Annotated in this window: 17 protein-coding genes; 7 read left to right on the plus strand and 10 right to left on the minus strand. The window is 71.2% G+C overall.

The features are described 5' to 3' along the window. Window positions 1-203 precede the first annotated feature (203 nt). Entirely contained in the window at window positions 204-3,020 is a 2,817-nt protein-coding gene (locus SLV14N_RS31795) for an RNA helicase (RefSeq protein WP_109888652.1), read from the plus strand. A gap of 85 nt (window positions 3,021-3,105) precedes the next feature. On the opposite strand, the gene SLV14N_RS31800 is transcribed toward SLV14N_RS31795, so the two are convergent. From SLV14N_RS31800 to SLV14N_RS31815, 4 genes are all read right to left on the minus strand, one after another. Continuing rightward, window positions 3,106-4,224, minus strand: coding sequence for an LLM class flavin-dependent oxidoreductase (locus tag SLV14N_RS31800; RefSeq protein WP_208685718.1), 1,119 nt, complete (start codon window positions 4,222-4,224; stop codon window positions 3,106-3,108). Between the two features lie 282 nt (window positions 4,225-4,506). Further along, entirely contained in the window at window positions 4,507-4,941 is a 435-nt protein-coding gene (locus SLV14N_RS31805; protein ID WP_208685720.1) for a hypothetical protein, read from the minus strand. Between the two features lie 253 nt (window positions 4,942-5,194). After that, a complete protein-coding gene (locus SLV14N_RS31810; RefSeq protein ID WP_263272082.1) occupies window positions 5,195-5,710 on the minus strand; it encodes an ABA4-like family protein in 516 nt (171 codons plus the stop codon). After that, on the minus strand, window positions 5,707-6,711 hold the full coding sequence (locus SLV14N_RS31815) for a hypothetical protein (RefSeq protein WP_263272083.1): 1,005 nt from the start codon (window positions 6,709-6,711) through the stop codon (window positions 5,707-5,709). Before SLV14N_RS31815 ends, SLV14N_RS31810 begins: the two co-directional genes overlap by 4 nt. A gap of 162 nt (window positions 6,712-6,873) precedes the next feature. Between SLV14N_RS31815 and SLV14N_RS31820 the strand changes: the two genes are divergently transcribed. Continuing rightward, window positions 6,874-7,524: a MerR family transcriptional regulator gene (locus SLV14N_RS31820; protein ID WP_208688193.1), complete on the plus strand. Its 651-nt coding sequence runs from the start codon at window positions 6,874-6,876 to the stop codon at window positions 7,522-7,524. Window positions 7,525-7,680: 156 nt separating this feature from the next. Here the strand turns inward: SLV14N_RS31820 and SLV14N_RS31825 are convergent, their stop codons facing one another. After that, a complete protein-coding gene (locus tag SLV14N_RS31825; RefSeq protein ID WP_208685725.1) occupies window positions 7,681-8,538 on the minus strand; it encodes a siderophore-interacting protein in 858 nt (285 codons plus the stop codon). Window positions 8,539-8,587: 49 nt separating this feature from the next. Next, window positions 8,588-9,502, minus strand: coding sequence for a 5'-3' exonuclease (locus SLV14N_RS31830; RefSeq protein ID WP_263273336.1), 915 nt, complete (start codon window positions 9,500-9,502; stop codon window positions 8,588-8,590). A 227-nt stretch (window positions 9,503-9,729) separates the two neighbouring features. Here SLV14N_RS31830 and SLV14N_RS31835 point away from each other — a divergent pair, with 227 nt between their 5' ends. The 4 genes from SLV14N_RS31835 (at window position 9,730) to SLV14N_RS31850 (ending at window position 15,054) form a co-directional block, all read left to right on the plus strand. Beyond that, entirely contained in the window at window positions 9,730-10,986 is a 1,257-nt protein-coding gene (locus tag SLV14N_RS31835; protein ID WP_263272085.1) for a glycine betaine/L-proline ABC transporter ATP-binding protein, read from the plus strand. After that, window positions 10,979-13,579, plus strand: a complete 2,601-nt coding sequence (locus SLV14N_RS31840) for an ABC transporter permease/substrate binding protein (protein WP_263272086.1) — start codon at window positions 10,979-10,981, stop codon at window positions 13,577-13,579. The genes SLV14N_RS31835 and SLV14N_RS31840 overlap by 8 nt, the downstream gene beginning before the upstream one ends. A gap of 233 nt (window positions 13,580-13,812) precedes the next feature. Further along, entirely contained in the window at window positions 13,813-14,253 is a 441-nt protein-coding gene (locus SLV14N_RS31845) for a hypothetical protein (RefSeq protein ID WP_263272087.1), read from the plus strand. A 63-nt stretch (window positions 14,254-14,316) separates the two neighbouring features. After that, window positions 14,317-15,054 carry a helical backbone metal receptor gene (locus SLV14N_RS31850; protein ID WP_263272088.1) on the plus strand — a complete coding sequence of 246 codons (738 nt, stop codon included), beginning with the start codon at window positions 14,317-14,319 and terminating at the stop codon, window positions 15,052-15,054. A gap of 91 nt (window positions 15,055-15,145) precedes the next feature. Here SLV14N_RS31850 and SLV14N_RS31855 read toward each other — a convergent pair whose 3' ends face one another. Beyond that, a complete protein-coding gene (locus tag SLV14N_RS31855; protein WP_263272089.1) occupies window positions 15,146-16,291 on the minus strand; it encodes a TDT family transporter in 1,146 nt (381 codons plus the stop codon). 86 nt (window positions 16,292-16,377) lie between these two features. Between SLV14N_RS31855 and SLV14N_RS31860 the strand changes: the two genes are divergently transcribed. After that, on the plus strand, window positions 16,378-17,310 hold the full coding sequence (locus tag SLV14N_RS31860; protein WP_263272090.1) for a LysR family transcriptional regulator: 933 nt from the start codon (window positions 16,378-16,380) through the stop codon (window positions 17,308-17,310). A gap of 45 nt (window positions 17,311-17,355) precedes the next feature. Here SLV14N_RS31860 and SLV14N_RS31865 read toward each other — a convergent pair whose 3' ends face one another. The 3 genes from SLV14N_RS31865 to SLV14N_RS31875 all read right to left on the minus strand — a co-directional run bounded on the left by SLV14N_RS31865 (window position 17,356) and on the right by SLV14N_RS31875 (window position 20,505). Further along, on the minus strand, window positions 17,356-18,057 hold the full coding sequence (locus SLV14N_RS31865) for a gamma-glutamyl-gamma-aminobutyrate hydrolase family protein (RefSeq protein ID WP_263272092.1): 702 nt from the start codon (window positions 18,055-18,057) through the stop codon (window positions 17,356-17,358). A gap of 94 nt (window positions 18,058-18,151) precedes the next feature. After that, window positions 18,152-19,621: an ethanolamine permease gene (eat, locus tag SLV14N_RS31870; protein WP_263272093.1), complete on the minus strand. Its 1,470-nt coding sequence runs from the start codon at window positions 19,619-19,621 to the stop codon at window positions 18,152-18,154. A 152-nt stretch (window positions 19,622-19,773) separates the two neighbouring features. Then, complete coding sequence (locus tag SLV14N_RS31875) at window positions 19,774-20,505, minus strand: FadR/GntR family transcriptional regulator (protein WP_026169297.1); 732 nt, start codon at window positions 20,503-20,505, stop codon at window positions 19,774-19,776. Window positions 20,506-20,548: the final 43 nt, after the last annotated feature.

Genomic DNA, 20,548 nt, shown 5'->3' on the forward strand with positions numbered 1-20,548 from the left:
CGCCCGCAGGACCCGGAGCGAACAACGGGGCTCCCAACCTCTGGGACCAGGGCGGCCCGCGCCGAGGACGGCTTACCGGGCGTCCCCTCCGACCCACCACCCACAATCCGTAGGCGCACCGGCGCCAGCCCACGGCAATCCGCAAACGGGCGGGCATAAAGATCGGGTCGTTGTCAGAGGTGGCCGGTAGGCTCGTAAGCACGATGACCGAGGACATGTCCCCTGCTGAGCGCTATGCCGCCGCCAAGCTCCGGGCGGCCGAGCAGGCCACCGCACTCGCCCCTTTCCGTGAAATGTACGACTTCGGGCTGGATCCGTTCCAGGTCGAGGCATGTCGGGCCCTGGAGGCCGGTAAGGGTGTGCTGGTCGCGGCCCCCACCGGATCCGGCAAGACGATCGTCGGCGAATTCGCCGTCCACCTGGCCCTGGAGCAGGGCCGAAAATGCTTCTACACCACGCCCATCAAGGCGCTGTCCAACCAGAAGTACCAGGATCTGGTCAAGCGTTACGGCGCCGAGAAGGTCGGTCTGCTGACCGGCGACAACAGCGTCAACTCCGAGGCTCCGGTGGTCGTGATGACCACCGAGGTGCTGCGGAACATGCTCTATGCCGGCTCGCAGTCGCTGGTCGGCCTCGGCTATGTGGTGATGGACGAGGTGCACTACCTCTCCGACCGCTTCCGCGGCGCCGTCTGGGAAGAGGTGATCATCCATCTTCCCGAGTCGGTGACGCTGGTGTCACTGTCGGCGACGGTCTCCAATGCCGAGGAGTTCGGCGACTGGCTGGACACGGTTCGCGGCGACACCGCCGTGATCGTCTCCGAGCACCGGCCGGTGCCGCTGTGGCAGCACGTGCTCGCGGGGCGCCGGATATACGACCTGTTCGAGGAGCGGGACGGGCAGAGCGGCGGCCGCCGTGAGGTCAACCCCGATCTGGAGCGGCTGGCGCGGATGGAGAACTCCCGGCCGACGTTCGGCCGGGACAAGCGCCGGGGCCGCAATATGCGCGAGGCGGACCGGGAGCGTGAGCGGCGGCAGCGTGCCCGTATCTGGACGCCGAGCCGGCCCGAGGTCATCGACCGTCTGGACAACGAAGGCCTGCTGCCCGCGATCACCTTCATCTTCAGCCGGGCCGGCTGCGAGGCGGCCGTCCAGCAGTGCCTGGTCTCGGGCCTGCGGCTGAACGACCAGGAGGGCCGCGAACAGGTCCGTCGCATAGTGGAGGCGCGGACGGCTGGCATCCCGGACGACGACCTTCATGTGCTGGGCTACTTCGAGTGGTTGGAGGGTCTGGAGCGGGGCATCGCCGCGCACCATGCCGGTATGCTGCCGACCTTCAAGGAGGTCGTCGAGGAGCTGTTCGTGAAGGGCCTGGTCAAGGCCGTCTTCGCCACCGAGACACTGGCGCTGGGCATCAACATGCCCGCCCGGTCCGTGGTGTTGGAAAAGCTGGTGAAGTGGAACGGTGAGCAGCATGCCGACATCACCCCCGGCGAGTACACCCAGCTGACCGGCCGGGCCGGGCGCCGCGGTATCGACATCGAGGGCCACGCGGTGGTGCTGTGGCAGCGGGGGATGAACCCGGGCGCGCTGGCCGGGCTCGCCGGGACGCGTACCTATCCGCTGCGGTCGTCCTTCAAGCCGTCGTACAACATGGCGGTCAACCTCGTCTCGCAGTTCGGCAGGCACCGTTCGCGAGAGCTGCTGGAGATGTCCTTCGCGCAGTTCCAGGCCGACAAGTCGGTGGTCGGGATCTCGCGGCAGGTGCAGAAGAACGAGGAGGGGCTGGAGGGTTACCGCGGTTCGATGACCTGCCACCTCGGTGACTTCGAGGAATACTCCCGGCTGCGGCGGGAGTTGAAGGACCGTGAGACGGAGCTGGCCAAGCAGGGCGCGGCGCAGCGCCGGGTGGCGGCCGCGGCGGCGCTGGAGAAGCTGAAGCCCGGCGATGTCATCCATGTGCCGACCGGCAAGTACGCGGGTCTCGCGCTGGTCCTCGACCCCGGTATGCCCTCGGGGCGGACGAACGGCCACCGGGGCTTCGATGCGCAGGACGGCCCGCGGCCGCTGGTGCTGACCGCTGAGCGGCAGGTCAAGCGGCTGGCATCGATCGACTTCCCGGTGCCGGTCAAGGCACTGGACCGGATGCGGATCCCCAAGTCCTTCAACGCCCGCAGCCCGCAGTCGCGCCGTGATCTGGCCTCCGCGCTGCGGACGAAGGCCGGCCATGTCGTGCCGTCGCGGCATCGCAAGCCCCGCTCGGAGGCGGCCGACGACCGCGAGATCGCCCGGCTGCGGACGGAGATCCGGGCGCATCCCTGCCATGGCTGCGCCGAGCGTGAGGACCACGCCCGCTGGGCGGAGCGCTACCACCGACTGTTGCGCGACACCCGTCAGTTGGAGCGCCGGATCGAGGGGCGGACGAACACCATCGCCCGTACCTTCGACCGGATCTGTGCCCTGCTGACCGAGCTGGACTACCTCGAAGGCGACACCGTCACCGACGAGGGCCGCCGGCTCGCCCGGCTCTACGGTGAGCTGGATCTGCTGGCGAGCGAATGTCTGCGGGACGGCGTCTGGGAGGGGCTGGGCCCCGCGGAGCTGGCGGCCTGTGCCTCGGCGCTGGTGTACGAGGCGCGGCAGGCGGACGATGCGGTGGCGCCCAAGCTGCCGGCCGGGAAGGCCAGGGACGCACTGGGCGAGATGGTCCGTATCTGGGGCCGGCTGGACGCCCTGGAGGAGGATCACAAGATCAACCAGGCGGAGGGCGTCGGCCAGCGGGAGCCGGACCTCGGCTTCGCCTGGGCCGCCTACCGCTGGGCCTCCGGATTCGGCCTCGACGAGGTGCTGCGCGAGGCGGAGATGCCCGCCGGTGACTTCGTCCGCTGGTGCAAGCAGCTGATCGACGTCCTCGGCCAGATCGCGGCCGCGGCCCCGCCCGGCGGCACGGTCGCGCGCACGGCCCGTAAGGCCATGGACGGTGTGCTGCGCGGCGTGGTGGCGTATTCGTCGGTGGGCTGAGCCGGACACCCCTGCCACAGCAGGCGGCGCCGCGACCCGTCCGGACGGGTCGCGGCGCCGCCTGCTGTGGCAGGGAAGCCGGGGGCTACGAGGCCTGCCGGCCGTCGGCCGCCGCCCGTTCCGCGTCCCGCTTGGCGACCTCCTCGCGCACGATCGGGATGACATGGCGGCCGAAGTCGATGGCGTCGTCGAGCAGGTCGTAGCCGCGGGCGGAGAGGATCTCCACGCCCAGGTCGTAGTAGTCGAGCAGGGCCTGGGCGACGGTTTCCGGGGTGCCGACCAGTGCGGTGGAGTTGCCCGCGCCGCCGGTCTCCGCGGCGGTCGGGGTCCACAGTGCCCGGTCGTGCCGTTCCCCTTCGGCGGCCACCGCCAGCAGCCGCTGCGAGCCGGCGTTCTGCGGGTTCGTCAGTGGATGACGGCGGCTGAGCGCGCCGCCCGCCTTGCGGGCCTTGATCCGCTCCAGGGTGCGGTGGGCCTTCTCCCAGGCCAGCTCCTCCGTGGGCGCGATGACCGGCCGGAACGCGACCTGGATCCGGGGCACCTCACTGCGCCCGGCCGCCTGCGCCGCCGCCTTCACCGAGGCGATCTGTTCGGCGGTCTGTGCCAGCGGTTCACCCCACAGGCAGTAGATGTCCGCCTCGGCGCCGCCCGCCGCGTACGCCGCAGCCGAGGAGCCCCCGAACGACACCTGCGGGTGCGGCTGTTGAACGGGGAAGGTGTCCGAGACGAAGTCGTGGAAGCGGTAGTGGGTGCCCTCGTGGTCGAAGGGCTCATGGGTGGTCCAGATCTTCTTGACGAGGCGGATGTATTCGCGGGTGCGGTCGTAGCGCTCGTCCTTGGTGAGGGTGTCGCCCTCGCGGCCCTGTTCGTGGTCGTTGCCACCGGTGATGAAGTGCACCGCGAGCCGGCCGTCGCTGATCCGGTCCAGCGTCGCGAAGGTCTTCGCGGCGAACGTCGGATACGAGACATTGGGGCGGTGCGCCACCAGGATCTGCAGGGTCTCGGTGCGGGCCGCGACATAGGCGGCGGCCGGGGACGGGTCGGGGGAGCCGGAACCGTAGGCGAACAGCACCCGGTCCCAGCCGTACTCCTCGTGGGCGCGGGCCAGCTTCAGCGTGTAGTCCTTGTCGAAGGACGCGCCGGAGCGGGGGGTGACTTCGGAACCGTTGTTGGTCGCGGCAATGCCGAGGAACTCGACAGGCATGGGTGTGGCCTCGTCTTCTCGTGGATCAAGCGCTGAGGGGCATGCGCGGGATGGCATGCGGGCGTACGGCGTCGCGTACGGGAGAGCAGTGCTGCGCTACGGAGAAGTCAGTGGCAACAGGAGGCCGACCACACCCGGCCGAAGTCGATGTGGTCACGGGTGACCAGCCGCTGCTGAGGACGCATGGGCTCAGTGGAACAGGCAGATGTATGTGCCGTCAACCAATTCCTGGTGCGGTGGGCGGAGTTCGCGGCGGCGCCGGGCGATACGCCCGGGGTGAGGTCAGAACGTCCAGGTGGTGTACCACGTCGCCTGACTGGTGGGATGGGCCAGGTCGGTGGCGACTCCGCTGAGGCGGCCGTCGGAGCCGCGGGAGCCGATGTAGCGGCCTCTTGCGCCGTCGCTCCAGGCGATGACGAAGTAGAGGGAGGTGCCGTCCACGAACCCCTGCTCGATGGTGCCCGTCGTCGAACTTCCCGTTCTGGCTGTGCCGCTGAGGTTCCCCTGGGCGTCCTGGGTCACGGAGAGCGTCGCGTGGGCCGAGTTGCTCTGGTAGAGGGTCCAGAAGCCCCCCACGTTGAAGTCGGCGGCCGCCGCCCCGGAAAGCGATGCCACGGAAGGCCGGTGCGCCTCCGCGGCCTGGGCGGCAGGGGCGAGGGTGACGCCACCCAGGGCGACGGCGAGTGCCAGGGCAGCCGTGGTGAATCCAGTACGCATGAGGGTTCCTTCCCGTAAAGGGGTATTTATGCGGCATGGGTGCTACTGCGGGCCATGAGCCTGGCAGTAGCGGCCGTTCCCGGACAGGCGAGAACCGGTCATTGCGGCGCGGACGGCGCTGTCCCGCGATACGAGAGCTCTGCCACCACAACTGAGGCCACCGGCATGCGGTCCTACTACGGGGCTTTCGTCCGTGACCCCGACGGCAACAACATCGAAGCGGTCTGCCATACGCCTCAGGAGGAGACACCTCCTAGCGGTGGCGTCCCGCAGCCGTAGCGGCACTTGCGGGCGGTGCGTCCGGTGATCCGGGGTGCGGGACGCGCCGCCCGCCGATCGCCAGCCGGTGCCGGCGGCGGACGCCCGCGCGGATGCCGAGGAAGAGGAGTACGCCGATGGGGGAGAGCAGCACGGTGAGTACCAGCAGCGGTCCCATCACCAGCGGATGGATCCCCAGCTCCCGGGCCTCGCGGTACATCCACTGTCCCAGGAAGAGGTCCCAGGCGATCACCTGTGCCCAGATCGCGCCCGCCCCGCCGCCGAGCCGCAGCAGCTCCTGGAACCCCGCCAGGCCGGGTTGGCTGACGGCGGCCCACAGCTGCGGGAACACCGGGACGGCCAGGGCGAGATAGACCGCGAGGACGGGCACCATCGGCAGCGGTGAGGCGGCGATCCGGTCGGTCCAGCGCCACCCCGGGGCCAGGATCAGCAGCGCCCAGAACGGTGCCGCGAGGGCGAAGGCCAGATCGAAGAGGGTAGTGGTGGTCATGCCGGCGACTCCTGTGCGGGGTCGGCGGATTGGGCACTTTCGCCGGTGGTGGTTGTGGGCGGGGCGGAGGTGCCGTGGCCGGTCCGGTTGCCGCCCGCGGGGGCGGGGCGTCGCAGTGCGGCGCAGGTGCCGGCCGCCGTGGCCGCCGCGAGGGCCGCGAGGGCGGCGAGCGTCGCGCCGTCCGGGTGGATCAGGGCCTGACCGCGCAGGGCCTGCCAGGTCAGCAGCGTCAGCAGCGCGGTGGCGCCGCCGGCCGCGACCAGCACCAGGCGCAGCCGTACCCGCTCGTCCCGCAGCCGGATGAAGCGGCCGGCCAGCGCCTCGATCCCGTAGAGGAACAGGGGCAGTGCCTGGAGGGCGTGCATGCCGACGAAGTGCGGGATCCGCAGATCGCCGCCGGTGGCGCTCCAGCCGGTCAGCGGTATGGCCGGGCCACCGTCGGGAACGCCGACGCTGTGCGCGCCGAGGGCGGTGCGCAGCGCGCCCGCGGCCTCCTGGTCCGGTGTGGGCGTCGCCATCAGCCCACCGAGCAGCAGCCCGGCCAGGGCGAGCAGCAGTCCGAGCCGGATCGCCCAGGTCGTGGCCCGGTCGCCCGGGCGGGCCCGGAAGAGCAGGACCGCGATGACGAGCGTGGCCACCCACAGGACGGCGACGGTGATGCCCATGGTGGTGAACAGCGCCTCGTCCAGCGGGGTTTCGGTATTGAAGTGGCTGCGCCGGCCGCGGAGGGTCTGCCCGGTGATGATCGCCATCTCGATGAGTCCGGTCACCACGACGGTGTGTGCGGCCCACCGTGCGGTCCGGCTCGGGGTGGCGAGCCGGGAGAGCATCCAGGCCAGCGTCAGCCCGTACACGGCGAACGACACCGCGAACTTCAAGGGCTTGAACCAGATGGGCGCGCCGACCAGAACCCGGTCGTCGACGAGCAGGCCGACCGCCGCGACGACGGCGAGCCCGGCCATCGCCCAGGAGAAGGCGAGTAACGAGCGGTATCTGGACATACGGATCCCCCAGAGAATGAACAGGCAAGAATGGATAGTGGCGCTTCCTGCTATCTGATAGCTGGACTATCTATGATGGGGGCCGGAATGGCAAGACCGGGTGCGGGCGCCCGGGAGATGTGGAACGCCGGGATACGGTCCCGGCCAGGGGAAGGGCGGCAGATGCGCATCGGGGAGTTGAGTCGCGAGACCGGGGTCGCGATCCCGACGATCAAGTACTACGTCCGCGAAGGGCTGTTGCCCGCGGGCCGGCTGACCAGCCCCAACCAGGCCAGCTACGACGACGGCCATGTCCGCAGACTGCGGCTGATCCGGGGGCTGATCGACGTCGGGGGGCTCACGGTCTCGGCCGTGCGTGAAGTGCTGGCCGCCGTCGACTCACCGGAGGAGTCGGTGCATGAGGTCCTCGGCGCGGCGCAGCACGCGATCACCCCGCGGCCGGCCGCCACGCCGGAGGGTATGGAGCAGGCGCGGCTGGCGGTCGCGGAGCTGATCCGCCGCCGCGGCTGGCGGGTCGGGCCGGACCACCCGGCCCTCGAGAAGCTGGCCGTCGCGCTGGCCACCTTCCGGGGCGTCGGGCACGGCGAGTTCGAGGAGACCCTGGACGACTATGCCGCGGCCTGTGAGCGGGTGGCCGCCGCCGATCTGGGGTGGCTGGGCCGCAATGCCGAGGTCGACGGGATGGTGGAGTGCGTCGTGGTGGGGACCGTCCTGGGGGATGCGGTCCTCGCGGCGATGCGCCGGCTGGCGCATGTGGAGGCGTCGGCCCGTAAGTTCGACGGTGCCGCGGCGGAGGACGCGGGCGGTCGGTAGGGCGCGCCGTGCGGCCGGCATGCGGCGGGCGGGCCGGGGTTCCCGGCGCCCGGTGGGCGGGCTGGAGTTGGCCGCGGTCAACTCCGGGACCCGTGGAACAGGTGCCCTTCCCCTACGAGGATCTCGCCGGGGAAGGGCCCGTGCGATGCCGCCGGGTCAGGAGGCCGCCGCTGTCGTGGGCTCCTGCTCGGCCTCGACCTGCTGGTTCCAGTCGCGCTTGGAGGCCTGCCAGCCGTCCTCGTCATGGCCGGTGCGCCAGTAGCCGGAGATGGACAGGTCCTCGCGGGGGATCTCGCGCTCGACGCGGAGCAGCCGCCGCAGCTCCTTCACGAAGCCGGCCTCGCCGTGCACGAACGCCTGGACCCGGCCGGACGGGAAGTCCAACGCCCTTACTGCGGCGACCAGTTCGCGGCCGACGGGGGCGCCACCGCGGTACAGCCAGCTGATCTCGGCACCGGCCGGCGCGTCCAGCTCCTGGCGCTCCTCCGGGCCCGCCACCTCGATGAAGGCGTGCACCGGCACACCCGCGGGCATCCGGGCGAGGGAGGCCGCGATGGCCGGCAGGGCGCTCTCGTCGCCCGCCAGCAGATGCCAGTCGGCCGCGGCCTCCGGGACGTAGGCACCGCCGGGGCCGAGCAGGAAGATCTCCTCGCCCGGCCGCGCGGCGGCCGCCCAGGGCCCGGCCAGGCCCTCGTCACCGTGCACCACGAAGTCCACGGTCAGCTCGCGGGTCGCGGCGTCCCAGGTGCGGACGGTGTACGTACGGGTGCTGGGCCACTGGTCGCGCGGGAACTCGGCGCGGATCTGCGCCATGTCGAACGGCTCGGGGTACCGCACACCGGGCTGCGGGAAGACCAGCTTGACGTAATGGTCGGAGTACTCGCCCGCCGCGAACTCCGCCAGACCTTCACCGCCCAGCACCACACGGACCATGTGCGGGGTGAGCTGTTCGGTGCGCTGCACCCGCGCGCGGTGCGCGGCGGGCTTCTTGCGGGACGGACGCTCTGCTGCCACGGCAATCTCCCCTGACGCCAACGTGATTAGGTATACCTAACCTAACAGTTCATCGGCGAAGCGTGACGAGCAGCCGCTGCAGGGCGCCGCCGAGGCCCCACTGTGCGGCCAGTGCTTCCAGGCGCTCGGGGTCGGTCGGTTCGGCGGGAAGGGTGTGGTCGACGGCGGGTACCGGCACATCGGTGGCCACCTTCACGACCTTCGGGGCGACCGCCAGGTACGGGCGCGCCTCCAGCAGCCGCTTGCGCTGTGCGGGGGTCACCTTCGAGGCGGTGTCGTCGGCGGCGGCCATGATGCCCGCCAGGTCGCCGTAGGTGGCCAGCAGCTTGGCGGCGGTCTTCTCGCCGATCCCCGGGACGCCGGGCAGGCCGTCGCTGGGGTCGCCGCGCAGCAGCGCCAGTTCGGCGTAACCGGGGCCGTCCACCCCGTACTTCTCGTGCAGCAGCGCCTCGTCGGTGATCTGGAGGGTCCCGACGCCCTTGAGCGGATACAGGATGCGGATCCCGCGCCGGTCGTCGACGAGCTGGAAGAGGTCGCGGTCGCCGGTGACGATGTCCACCGGGCCCCCGGCCTGTGCGGTCAGGGTGCCGATGACGTCGTCGGCCTCGTAGCCGGCCGCCCCGATGCGGGCGATGCCCAGGGCGTCCAGCACGTCCTCGATGACCGGGACCTGCGGCGAGAGGGTGTCGGGGATCTCCTCCTCGTCGGGCTCCGGGGACCCGGCCGGGGCCTCCTCGGCGACCCGGTGTGCCTTGTAGGAGGGGATCAGATCGACCCGCCACTGGGGGCGCCAGTCGAAGTCCATGCAGGCGACCAGGTCATCGGGGTGGTGGTCCTGGACGAGCCGGGCGATGAAGTCCAGCAGGCCGCGTACCGCGTTCACCGGGGTACCGTCCGGGGCTTTGACTGATTCCGGTACCCCGAAATAGGCGCGGAAGTAGAGCGAGGCGGTATCGAGGAGCATCAGGCGTCGAGTCACATCCCGCATCTTGCCGTATGCCCCATACGTCACACAGGTGTGAGGTGACTCACCGTTGTGTTTGAGCCAGATAAAGAAGGGCAGGCGCGGATCCGGAGTGGACCCGGTCGAGATTCAACTATTCGACCGGTAAAGGCGGGCCGACCCCGTGCCGCTCCACGACCTGGCTACGGGGGTGGCAGGTCGTTACTCGCACAACAAGAGAGGCATATGTGTCCAGGCTGCAAGCCGAGCACCTGTACAAAGTGTTCGGCAGACGACCCGAGGACGCGGTCCGCAAGCTCGAAGCCGGCGCCGGCCGGGAGGAGCTGCGGGCCGAAGGCACCACCGCCGCGGTGATCGACGCGTCGATCGAGGTGGACGAGGGCCAGATATTCGTCGTCATGGGTCTGTCCGGGTCCGGCAAGTCCACCCTGCTGCGCACGCTCAACGGGCTGCTGGAGCCGACCGCCGGAACCGTCCGGTTCGACGGCCAGGACCTCACCTCGCTCAGCGACAAGGAACTGCGCAAGGTCCGCTCCGAGAAGATCTCCATGGTCTTCCAGCACTTCGCGCTCTTCCCGCACCGCAGTGTGCTGGAGAACGCCGCCTACGGCCTGGAGGTGCAGGGCGTCCCGCGCGCCGAGCGCACCAGGCGCGCCACCGAGGCACTGGAACTCACCGGGCTCAAGGGCTGGGAGAAGTCCTGGCCCGACGAGCTGTCCGGCGGGATGCAGCAGCGGGTGGGCCTGGCCCGGGCGCTGGCCACCGACGCCGATCTGCTGCTGATGGACGAGTCCTTCAGCGCGCTCGACCCGCTGATCCGCCGCGATATGCAGGACCAGCTGCTCGAACTGCAGAAGACCCTGAAGAAGACCATCGTCTTCATCACCCACGACCTCAACGAGGCAATGCGCCTCGGCGACCGGATCGCGGTGATGCGGGACGGGCGGATCGTCCAGATCGGCAGCGCCGAGGACATCCTTGTCACGCCGGCCAACGACTATGTCGCCTCCTTCACCCAGGACGTGGACCGTACGCGGGTGCTGACCGCGGGCGCGATCATGGCCGAGGTCGGGACCGTGCTCGGGGCGACGACCCCGGAGGGCAGGAAGCTCACCACCGCGGCGGAGTTCCGGGCCGCGGCGCCCGCCACCGTCGGTGTGGACACCCCGCTGGTCGAGCTGTTCACCCCCTGCTCGACCAGTACCGTTCCGGTCGCCGTGACCGATGAGCACGGTGAACTGGTCGGCGCGGTGGCGGCCGAGCGGCTGCTCGCCGTCCTCGGTGAACCCGACCGCCAGGCCGCGGCCGGCGGTGTCCCCGCCCAGGCCCCGGCCGCGGACGGCACGGCAGTGGCGCTCGGCAAGACGCCTGCCGTGGACGCGCCGGACGGCGACGCGCCGGCGGGCGACCCGGCCGCCGCGAAGGACTCCGTGGCCACGCCCGGGGACAACGAGCCCGAGGACAAGGTGATCGCCGGTGCCTAGGATCCAGATAGGCAGCTGGGCCGAGAGCGCCGTCAACTGGCTGCGCGACAACCTCGACTGGCTCTTCACCCTCATCACCAAGGTGCTGAACGGTCTCTACGACGCGATTCACACCGTCCTCGCCGGCCCGGAACCGCTGCTGCTGGCCGGCATCCTCGCGGTGCTCGCCTGGTGGCTGCGCGGTCTGCCGGCCGCCGCGCTCACCTTCCTCGGCTTCGCCCTGATCGACTCCGTCGAACAGTGGGGCCCGACCATCGAGTCGCTCTCCCTGGTCCTGGTGGCCTGCCTGATCACCGTGGCGGTCGCGGTGCCGCTCGGCATCTGGGCGGCCCGCAGCCGGGTCGTCGGCGGAGTGCTGCGTCCGGTCCTGGACCTGATGCAGACGATGCCGGCGATGGTCTACCTCATCCCCGGCATCCTCTTCTTCGGCCTCGGTGTCGTCCCCGGCATCGTCGCCACCATCGTCTTCTCCATGCCGCCCGCGGTCCGGATGACCGAGCTCGGCATCCGGCAGGTCGACGGGGAACTGGTGGAGGCGGCCGAGGCGTTCGGCACCCACCCGCGGCGCACGCTCTTCCGTGTGCAGCTGCCGCTGGCGCTGCCCACGATCATGGCCGGTATCAACCAGGTCATCATGCTGGCGCTGTCCATGGTCGTCATCGCCGGCATGGTCGGCGGCGGCGGTCTCGGCTCGTCCGTCTACAACGCGATCAGCTCGGTCGATGTGGCGCTGGGCGCCGAGTCCGGCATCGCGGTCGTCATCCTCGCCATGTACCTGGACCGGATGACCGGTGCGCTCAACCAGCGGGTCTCCCCGCTCGGCCGGCGGGCGCTGGCCAAGGCGCAGGCGGCGCTCGGCGGTATGAAGTTCCTGCAGTGGCGCCCCGCCACCTCCGTGGCCATGGTCGGCATCGTCGTGCTGGCGCTGCTCGCCGGCGGCATGGGCATGGTGGGCAAGAGCGGCGGCCAGGGCGGCGGCGGCAACGGCCGTCCGATCAGCCTCGGCTACGTCAACTGGGACGAGGGCAAGGCCACCACGTACCTCTGGAAGGAAATCCTGGAGCAGCGCGGCTACAAGCCCAAGGTCCAGGCCCTGGAGGCCGGCCCGCTGTTCGCCGGGCAGGCCCGCGGTGACATCGATGTGCAGACCAATGCCTGGCTGCCGACCACCCACGCCTCGTACTGGAAGAAGTACCAGGACAAGCTGGAGGACCTCGGCACCTGGTACGACAAGACCTCCCTGGAGATCGCGGTCCCGTCCTACATGAAGGGCGTCAAGACCCTCGACGACCTCAAGGGCAAGGGCGGCGAGCTCGACGGCAAGATCACCGGTATTGAGCCGGGCGCCGGCGAGATGAAGATCCTCAAGGACAAGGTCCTCAAGGACTACGGCCTGGGCGGCGAGTACAAGGTCCAGGAGTCCAGCACCGCGTCCATGCTCGCCGAGCTGGACCGCTCCCTCCGCGCCAAGAAGCCGATCGCGGTCACGCTGTGGTCGCCGCACTGGGCGTACGACAAGTACGAGCTCACCAAGCTCAAGGACCCCAAGGGCTCCTTCGGCTCCGGTGACGGCCTGCACCTGCTGGGCCGTAAGGGCTTCGCCCAGGACGAGCCCGAGGTCGCCAAGTGGATGAAGAAGTTCCACCTGGACGAGAAGCAGCTCACCAGCCTTGAGAACGACATCAAGAGCGCCGGTGAGGGCCATGAGCAGGACGGTGTGCGCACCTGGCTGAAGAAGCACCCCGGCCTGGTCGACAAGGTCGCGCCGTCCGCCGACGCGACCTACGCCAAGGGCACGGACGCCGGCAAGGCACCGAACATCGGCTACCCGGCGTGGGACGAGGGCATCGCCACCACGTACCTGTGGAAGAACATCCTGGAGAAGCGCGGCTACAAGCCGAACATCCGCAACCTCGATGTCGGACCGATGTGGACGGGACTGTCCACGGGTCAGATCGATGTGGAGACGGACGCCTGGCTGCCGGTCGCGCAGAAGCAGTACTGGGACAAGTACAAGAAGGATCTGGTCGACGTCGGGCCCTGGTACGACAAGACCTCGCTGGAGATCGCGGTGCCGTCCTACGTCAAGGGTGTGAAGACCCTGGACGATCTGCGGGAGCACAAGGACGAGTTCAAGGGCAAGATCATCGGGATTGAGCCGGGCACCGGCGAGATGAAGCGCCTCAAGGACACCGTCGCCCCCGCGTACGGTCTGCAGGACTTCGAGGTCACCTCGGCCGGTACCAGCGCCATGCTGACGGAGCTGGACCGGGCGTACCGCAAGAAGGAGCCCGTCGCGGTGGTGCTGTGGTCGCCGCACTGGGCGTACAGCAAGTACAAGCTCACCAAGCTCGCGGACCCCAAGGGCACCTGGGGCGCCAACAACCAGATCAAGACGCTCGGCCACAAGAGCTTCCCGAAGAAGTTCCCGGAGTTCCACGGCTGGCTGAAGAACTGGAAGATGAACGCCGAGGAGCTCGGCAGCCTGGAGAACGACATCCAGGACGCCGGTAAGGGCAACGAGAACAAGGGCGTCGAGAAGTGGATCGCTGACCATCCGGGCATCGTCGACAAGATGGCGCCGGTGAAGTAGGCGTCTACGGCGCGTGGTTCGCGCCCTCGCGCGAACCACCCGTGATGTGGCGAGCCCCGTCCCCGGCAGTTGCCGGGCGGCGGGGCTCGCTGCGTACGGCCGCCGCGGTGCGGGACACCGGCGGATCACCCGACCGGCGGCGTTTGCTGCGCGGCGGGGCGGGACAGGTGATTCGCTCTGCTGTGTGCCTGTTTTTTCCTGAGGGGCCGCCCTGGTCGCGGCCGGCGAAGGAGATGATCGTGAAGCCCGCACACCCCGCCGCCGTCGCCCTGCTCGCCGCCACCGCCCTGGGGCTCGCCGCGCCCACCGCCTCGGCCCGGGTCGAGCCGGATCCGATGGTGGCCGGGCAACGGGTGAGTATCAGCGACGGCAGGCAGTGTGTCCCGGCTCGTGCGGCGCGGGCGTCATCGCGGCTGTTCGGCTCGGTGGTGCTGCGGCCGGGGGCGCGCGGGATGGCCGGCCGGGCCAGGGTCGCCGAAGGGACCGCGCCGGGCCGCTACCCGGTCACCATCCACTGTGCGCCGGGCGGGGAGAGCTTCACCGAGACCGTCACGGTGCGCGACGGCCGCGTCGAGGGGGTGAACGCCGCCCAGGCTGCCGGTGGTCTGGTGCTGCTGGCACTCGCCGCGGGCGCGGCGTTCTGGCTGCGGCGCACGGTCGGCGGCCGTTCCTGAGGGCGGGTGGCGTGATGACGCCGGCCGGCTGCCCGCGCGGAGGCGGGCGCGTACCGTGAGCGGATGACCGGTCACCGTTCTCCCCGGCGCGTGGTGTCCCTGGTGCCCTCCCTCACCGAGGCGGTGGCGGCGTGCGCGCCCGAGCTGCTGGCCGGGGTCACCGACTGGTGCAGTCACCCCGCCGGGCTCGATGTCCCCCGTATCGGCGGCACCAAGAACCCGGACGTCGGCAGGGTCGTGGCGCTGGCGCCCGATCTGGTGATCGCCAATGAGGAGGAGAACCGTCCGCAGGATCTGGACGCGCTGCGGGCCGCCGGGCTGACGGTCCTGGTCACCGAGGTGCGGACGCTGGACCAGGCGTGGGGCGAACTGGCGCGGGTGCTGGTGGCGGGCTGTGGACTGCCCAGGCCCGCGTGGCTGGACGCCGCCGAGGCCGCCTGGCGTGAGCTGCCGCTCCCGGCCGCGGAGCGGACCGCGGTGGTGCCGGTCTGGCGCCGGCCGTGGATGGTGCTGGGGCGGGACACCTTCGCCGGTGACGTCCTGGCCCGTCTGGGAGTGCGCAACCTGTACGCGGACCACACCGACCGCTACCCCCGTATCCCGCTCGACGCGCTCAACTCCGGTGCCGCAGAGCTCGTCGTCCTGCCCGACGAGCCCTATCGCTTCAGCGCGGAGGACGGTCCCGAGGCGTTTCCCGGTCTGCCCGCCGCACTGGTCAGCGGCCGCTTCCTGACCTGGTACGGGCCGTCGTTGGTACAGGCCCCGGCCGTGCTGGCACAGGCGCTGGCCGGGGCCCGGTGAGAGAGCGGGGGCGGCTGGGGCCTGTCTTCAAGGCCCCAGGGCCTGTCGTGGGCGCCGGACCCCGCGAGCCGCCTGATCCGCACGGCACGCCCTACGGCATGACCGGCCGGGGCGGGGTCAGCAGCCGTCCGCGGGCCAGGCCGGCGGCGGTGCGGGTGCCGGCCACCGCCACCGCCGTCACGAGGACCGCGAACAGCGCCACGGCGAGCCCGTCGAAGGCGCTCAGGCCGGTGTGCCGGGCCAGGCCCGCCGCGCCCGTGACGCAGGTCCCGAGGGGGAAGGTGAAGCCCCACCAGGTCATCGAGAAGCCCATACCGCGGCGGAAAGCGCGGACCACCATCGCGGTGGCGAGCGCCAGCCAGAGCAGCGCGAAGCCCATCACCGGGACGCCGTAGAGCACCGCGAAGGCGCCCATGGCGTGTGCGGTGGAGGGGTCCACGACGCCCGGTGCGGCATCGGCGAGGTTGTTCACCGCGGTGGTGGACTGGCCCAGCGGGCCGAGGACGAGGAACAGCGTGGGGGTGAGCGCCAGGGGGAGCGGGCCGTGGTGGAGCAGCCGGGACAGGACCAGCGGCAGGACGAGCAGCGTGGCCAGCAGGGACATGCCGAACAGGGCGTAGCAGACGAGCAGCAGGGCCTGCTGCCACTGGCCGGCCGGCAGATGCGGCACCAGCGCCGGGCCGAGCGCCGCCGAGACCATGGGGGCGACCAGCGGCAGCAGCCAGACGGGGGAGGCGCTGCCGGGCTCGATACGGTGCCGGGTCACCATCAGGTACGGGATCGCCGCGGCGCCCGCGAGACCGGTCAGGGTGCCCACGGTCCACAGCACGGCGTCGGCGGCCACCGCGGCCGGTGTGCCGATGACGTCCCGGCCCACCGCGAGCGTGCCGCCGCCGACCGCCAGCAGCGCCATGGCCAGACAGCCGTAGAACGGGGCGACGGCCGGGTCCAGCAGATGGCGGCGCGCCTGGTCGCCGTGGCGGACCCAGTGCACGGTTCTGGCGGCCAGCAGCGTCAGCAGCATCAGCACCGACAGCGCCCAGACCGCCTGGTAGGCGGTGCGCGGACCGGGCCCGGTGAGCGGCAGGGCCGCACCGGCGTTGGCGACGATCGCCGTGCCCATGACGGCGGCGTACCAGTTCGGCCCGAGATGGCGGACCGAAGGCGAGGTGTGGGGGGCGCCGGTGGCGGGGGCGGTGGTGTCGGTGCGGGAAGGTGCTTGCGCGAGGGTTGCCATGAGAACAGCGTCGTCGCCCCGGGCGGCCGCCACCAGGGACCTTGTGTCTATGAGGGCATAAGCTGGGGTTATGTGCAGGGGGATTTATGGGTACTGAGGACGAGCCCGTCGCCGTATCGCTGTCGCACCGGGTCCCGGATCTCGGCGCGTTGGAGCTGCTGCTCGCCGTTGCCCGGCTCGGGAGTCTGGGGCGGGCCGCCCGTGCGCGGGGCATCACCCAGCCCGCCGCCAGCAGCCGTATCCGGTCCATGGAGCGGCAGTTGGGGGTGGCGCTGGTGGAGCGCTCACCGCGCGGCTCCCGGCTGACGGATGCCGGTGCGCTGGTGACGGACTGGGCGCGGCGGGTGGTGGAGGCGGCCGAGGCGTTCGACGCGGGGGCGCAGGCGCTGCGGGGACGGCGCGATTCCCGGCTGCGGGTCGCGGCCAGCATGACGATCGCCGAGTATCTGCTGCCGGGCTGGCTGATCGCGCTGCGCGCGCAGCGGCCCGACACCGCCGTTTCGCTGCTGGCGGGCAACTCCAGCGCGGTCGCCGAGCGGTTGCTGGGGGGAGCGGCGGATCTCGGTTTTGTGGAGGGACTGGAGGTGCCGGCGGGGCTGGACGGGACGGTCATCGGGCAGGACCGGCTGATCGTGGTCGCCGCCCCGTCCCACCCCTGGACCAGGCGCCGTGCGGAGCTGACCGCCGCCGAACTGGCCGCCACCCCGCTGATCCTGCGGGAGCGGGGCTCCGGGACCCGTCAGGTGCTGGACGCGGCGCTCGCCCGGCACGGCGGCCTGGCCGAACCGCTCCTGGAACTCGCCTCGACCACCGCCGTGAAGGCGGCGGTGGTGAGCGAGGCGGCGCCGTCCGTCCTCAGTGAGCTCGCCGTCGGTGAGGAGCTGACCGCGCGCCGGCTGGTGGAGATCCCGGTGCGCGGACTGCGTCTCGGCCGCGAGCTGCGCGCCGTGTGGCCCACCGGCCAGCGGCCCGCGGGCCCGGCCCGCGAGCTGCTCGGGCTGACACGCGGGGCGCCCTGACACTCGGGCGGGGCGGACCGCGCAGCCCGGCCGGACCGGCGCTCGTCACTCCCCGGCGGACGACCCGCGCGCCGCGGCGACCAGTGCGTCCATCACCCGGGTGTCGTCCCCGGCCTCCGGGTGCCACTGCACCGCCAGCGCGAAGCCGTAGGCGCCCGGGAGTTCCAGCGCCTCGATGGTGCCGTCCTCCGCATGGGCCGAGGCCAGCAGTCCGCGGCCGATCCGGTCCACGGCCTGGTGGTGGTACGTCGGCACGGCGACCTGCTCGGGGAGCGTACGGCCCAGCAGCGTCCCGGGGACCGGCTTGATCTCGTGCCGCTCGAAGACCCCGGGGGCGCCGGCATGTCCGTCGAGGTGCTGGATGAGGGTGCCGCCCAGCGCCACATTCAGCAGCTGGAGGCCGCGGCAGATGCCCAGCAGCGGTACGCCGCCCGCCAACGCGGCCTCGATCAGGGCCAGTTCCCAGGCGTCCCGGTCCAGGGCGGGCGGGCCGGTCCTGGGGTCCGGCTCCGCGCCGTAGCGGGCCGGCTGGACATCCGCGCCGCCGGCGATCACCAGCCCGTCCAGGCGGGCGACGGCCGCGGCGGCGGTGGCCGGATCGCCCGGCGGCAGCAGCGCGGCCAGCCCGCCCGAGCGCTGCACCATCGTCGGGTACCCGGCGGGCACCAGCGCGGCGGGCAGCGTCCACACCCCCCACCGGGCCTCTTCCTGGTAGGTGCTGATGCCGATGAGGGGCTGCTGGGACATGGGGGGTGGTCCTCCGTGTGTGGGTGTGTGCGGGCGCGGGAAGCGGCCGGGGCCGGCCGGGAGGTCCCGGCCGGCCACAGCCCGAGTGTGCAGGTCAGTCGCGGGCGAGCTCCGCCTCCGCCGCCGCCAGCGCCGCGAACTCCTCCTCGGGCGCCGTGGCCACCAGCCGGTGCCGGGAGTAGAAGGCGAAGTAGGCGAGTGCCACGACGTAGACGCCGAGGGCGATGAAGGCGGCTTCCTTGTCGACCAGGAACGTCGCCACCAGCGCCGAGCAGGCCAGGACGAACGCGATGGACGAGGTCAGCATGCCGCCGGGGGTGCGGTAGGGGCGGTGCAGGCCGGGCTCGCGGCGGCGCAGCACGATGTGCGAGAGCGCCATCAGCGCGTAGGAGATGGTGGCGCCGAAGACCGCGACATTGAGCATCCGGGCGCCGTCGCCGGTGGCCGCGGCCAGCGCGAAGCCCAGTGCGCCGGGCACCAGCAGACCCAGGTAGGGGGCCTTGCGACGGCTGGTCAGGGAGAGGAAGCGGGGCAGGTAGCCGGCCCGGGAGAGTGCGAACAGCTGGCGGGAGCCGGCGAAGATGAGGGAGAAGAAGGAGGCCACCAGGCCGGCGAGACCGGCGTAGTTGACGATCCGGCTGACGGTGGTCGGCTTGCCGTCCGGCTGCAGCGCCTGGACCAGCGGATCGCCCACCGACTGGATCGCCGCCGAGCCGCGTGCCCCGGTCGCGGCGACAAAGGTGATCAGTGCGAGCACCAGCAGGATGCCCATCGCGGCGGCCATCGCCTTGGGCAGTGAACGGGCCGGGTCCTTGGTCTCCTCGGCTGCCAGCGGTACGCCCTCGACGCCCAGGAAGAACCACATGCCGAACGGGAAGGCCGCCCAGATCCCCAGGATGCCGAACGGCAGCCAGGAGTTGGCCCCGAAGGCGCCGTCCTTAACGGGGATGTCGTTGAGCGAGTCGACATGGAAGTCGGTCAGTGCGGCGACCGCGAAGACGATGACCGCGGCGACGGCTATGGCGGTGACGATCAGGCTGAAGCGCAGTGCCTCGCCCACGCCCCACAGGTGGATGCCGATGAAGACCGCGAAGCAGGCGAGGTAGACCGGCCAGCTGGAGTGCAGACCGAACAGGCCGAGCGATTCGATGTAGTCACCGATGAAAATGGAGATCGCGGCGGGTGCCAGCACATATTCGATCAGGATCGCGGTACCGGTCAGAAAGCCGCCCCAGGTGCCCAGGGCGCGCCGGGCGAAGCCGTAGCCGCCGCCCGCTGTCGGCAGGATCGAGGCCAGCTCCGCCAGCGCGAAGACCAGACAGGTGTACATCAGGCCCATCAGGACGGCGGCGATCGCCAGGCCGCCGAAGCCGCCCTGTGCCAGGCCGTTGTTCCATCCCGAGAAGTCGCCGGAGACGACATAGGCGACGCCCAGGCCGGTCAGCAGCAGCGGTCCCGCGCTGCCCCGGCGCAGCGTCCGCCGCTCCAGATAGGTCTCGTCGGGCGATGTTCCGCCCGTGGCCCCGAGGGGCGGTGCGGTCTGCGATTCCGTGTTGTCGGCCATGAGCCGCTCCTGCCTCGCCGAGGGGGGAAATCGAGCAAAGGTTCAGCGGCATACCTTTGCTCTCGGTGTCGCTCCAGCGCAAGACCTCTGCGTAAAAGAATGGTTAACGCGGGCCCCCGTGCCGGCCCCCGCCCCGGCCTCCGCCCGGGATCTCACGGCGCAGGCGCGGTCAAGAAGCCCCGCAGCAGCGCCGCGGTCCCGCAGCAGTGCTCCCGCATGACCTCGCGTGCGCCGTCCGCATCGCCCTCCAGCACCGCCTCGACCAGCGCGGTGTGCTGGGTCTGTGAATGTTCCAGATTCCGGACGAGCAGCGGAATGCAGTCCAGGAGATCGTTCACGCTCGCCCGTACGGCCGCGTACTGCGCCGCCAGCGACGGCGAGCCGGACAGCTCCGCGAGCGTCAGATGCAGCAGGGTGTCGCGCCTGCGGTAGTCGGCGAGCGGGGCGTCCTGGGTCGCCGCGAGCGCCGCCCGCAGCCGGTCGCTCTGCTCGTCGGACAGCCCGTGCGCGGCGCACAGCCCGGCCGCGCCCACCTCCAGCACCTCCCGGAAGCGCAGCGTGTCCTCGACATCGACCTTCTCGATCCGGCGCCGCAGCTCGGCCTCGCCCGGGTTCTCCGTCCGCACCCGTACGAACGTGCCGCCATAGCGCCCGCGCCGGCTCTCCACCAGGCCCTCGTCCTGCAGCACCTTCAGTACCTCGCGCAGGGTGACCCGGCTGATCTGCAGCCGCTCCGCCAACTCCCGCTCGGCGGGCAGCCGTTCGCCCTGGGGCACCAGGCCGAGCCGGACGATCTGGAGTATCTGCTCCAGGGCTTCCTCGAAACCGTTGCCCGCCCGCACCGGCCGCAGCACGGGTGCCAGCCGATCAGCCGCACTCTCCATCGATACCCCTTCCCAATCAATGGTTCGTGTGCCTACCTTATGA

Origin of the sequence: Streptomyces sp. Je 1-4 4N24 (genome assembly GCF_026239515.1) — a bacterium.
Lineage (GTDB): Bacteria > Actinomycetota > Actinomycetes > Streptomycetales > Streptomycetaceae > Streptomyces > Streptomyces nigrescens.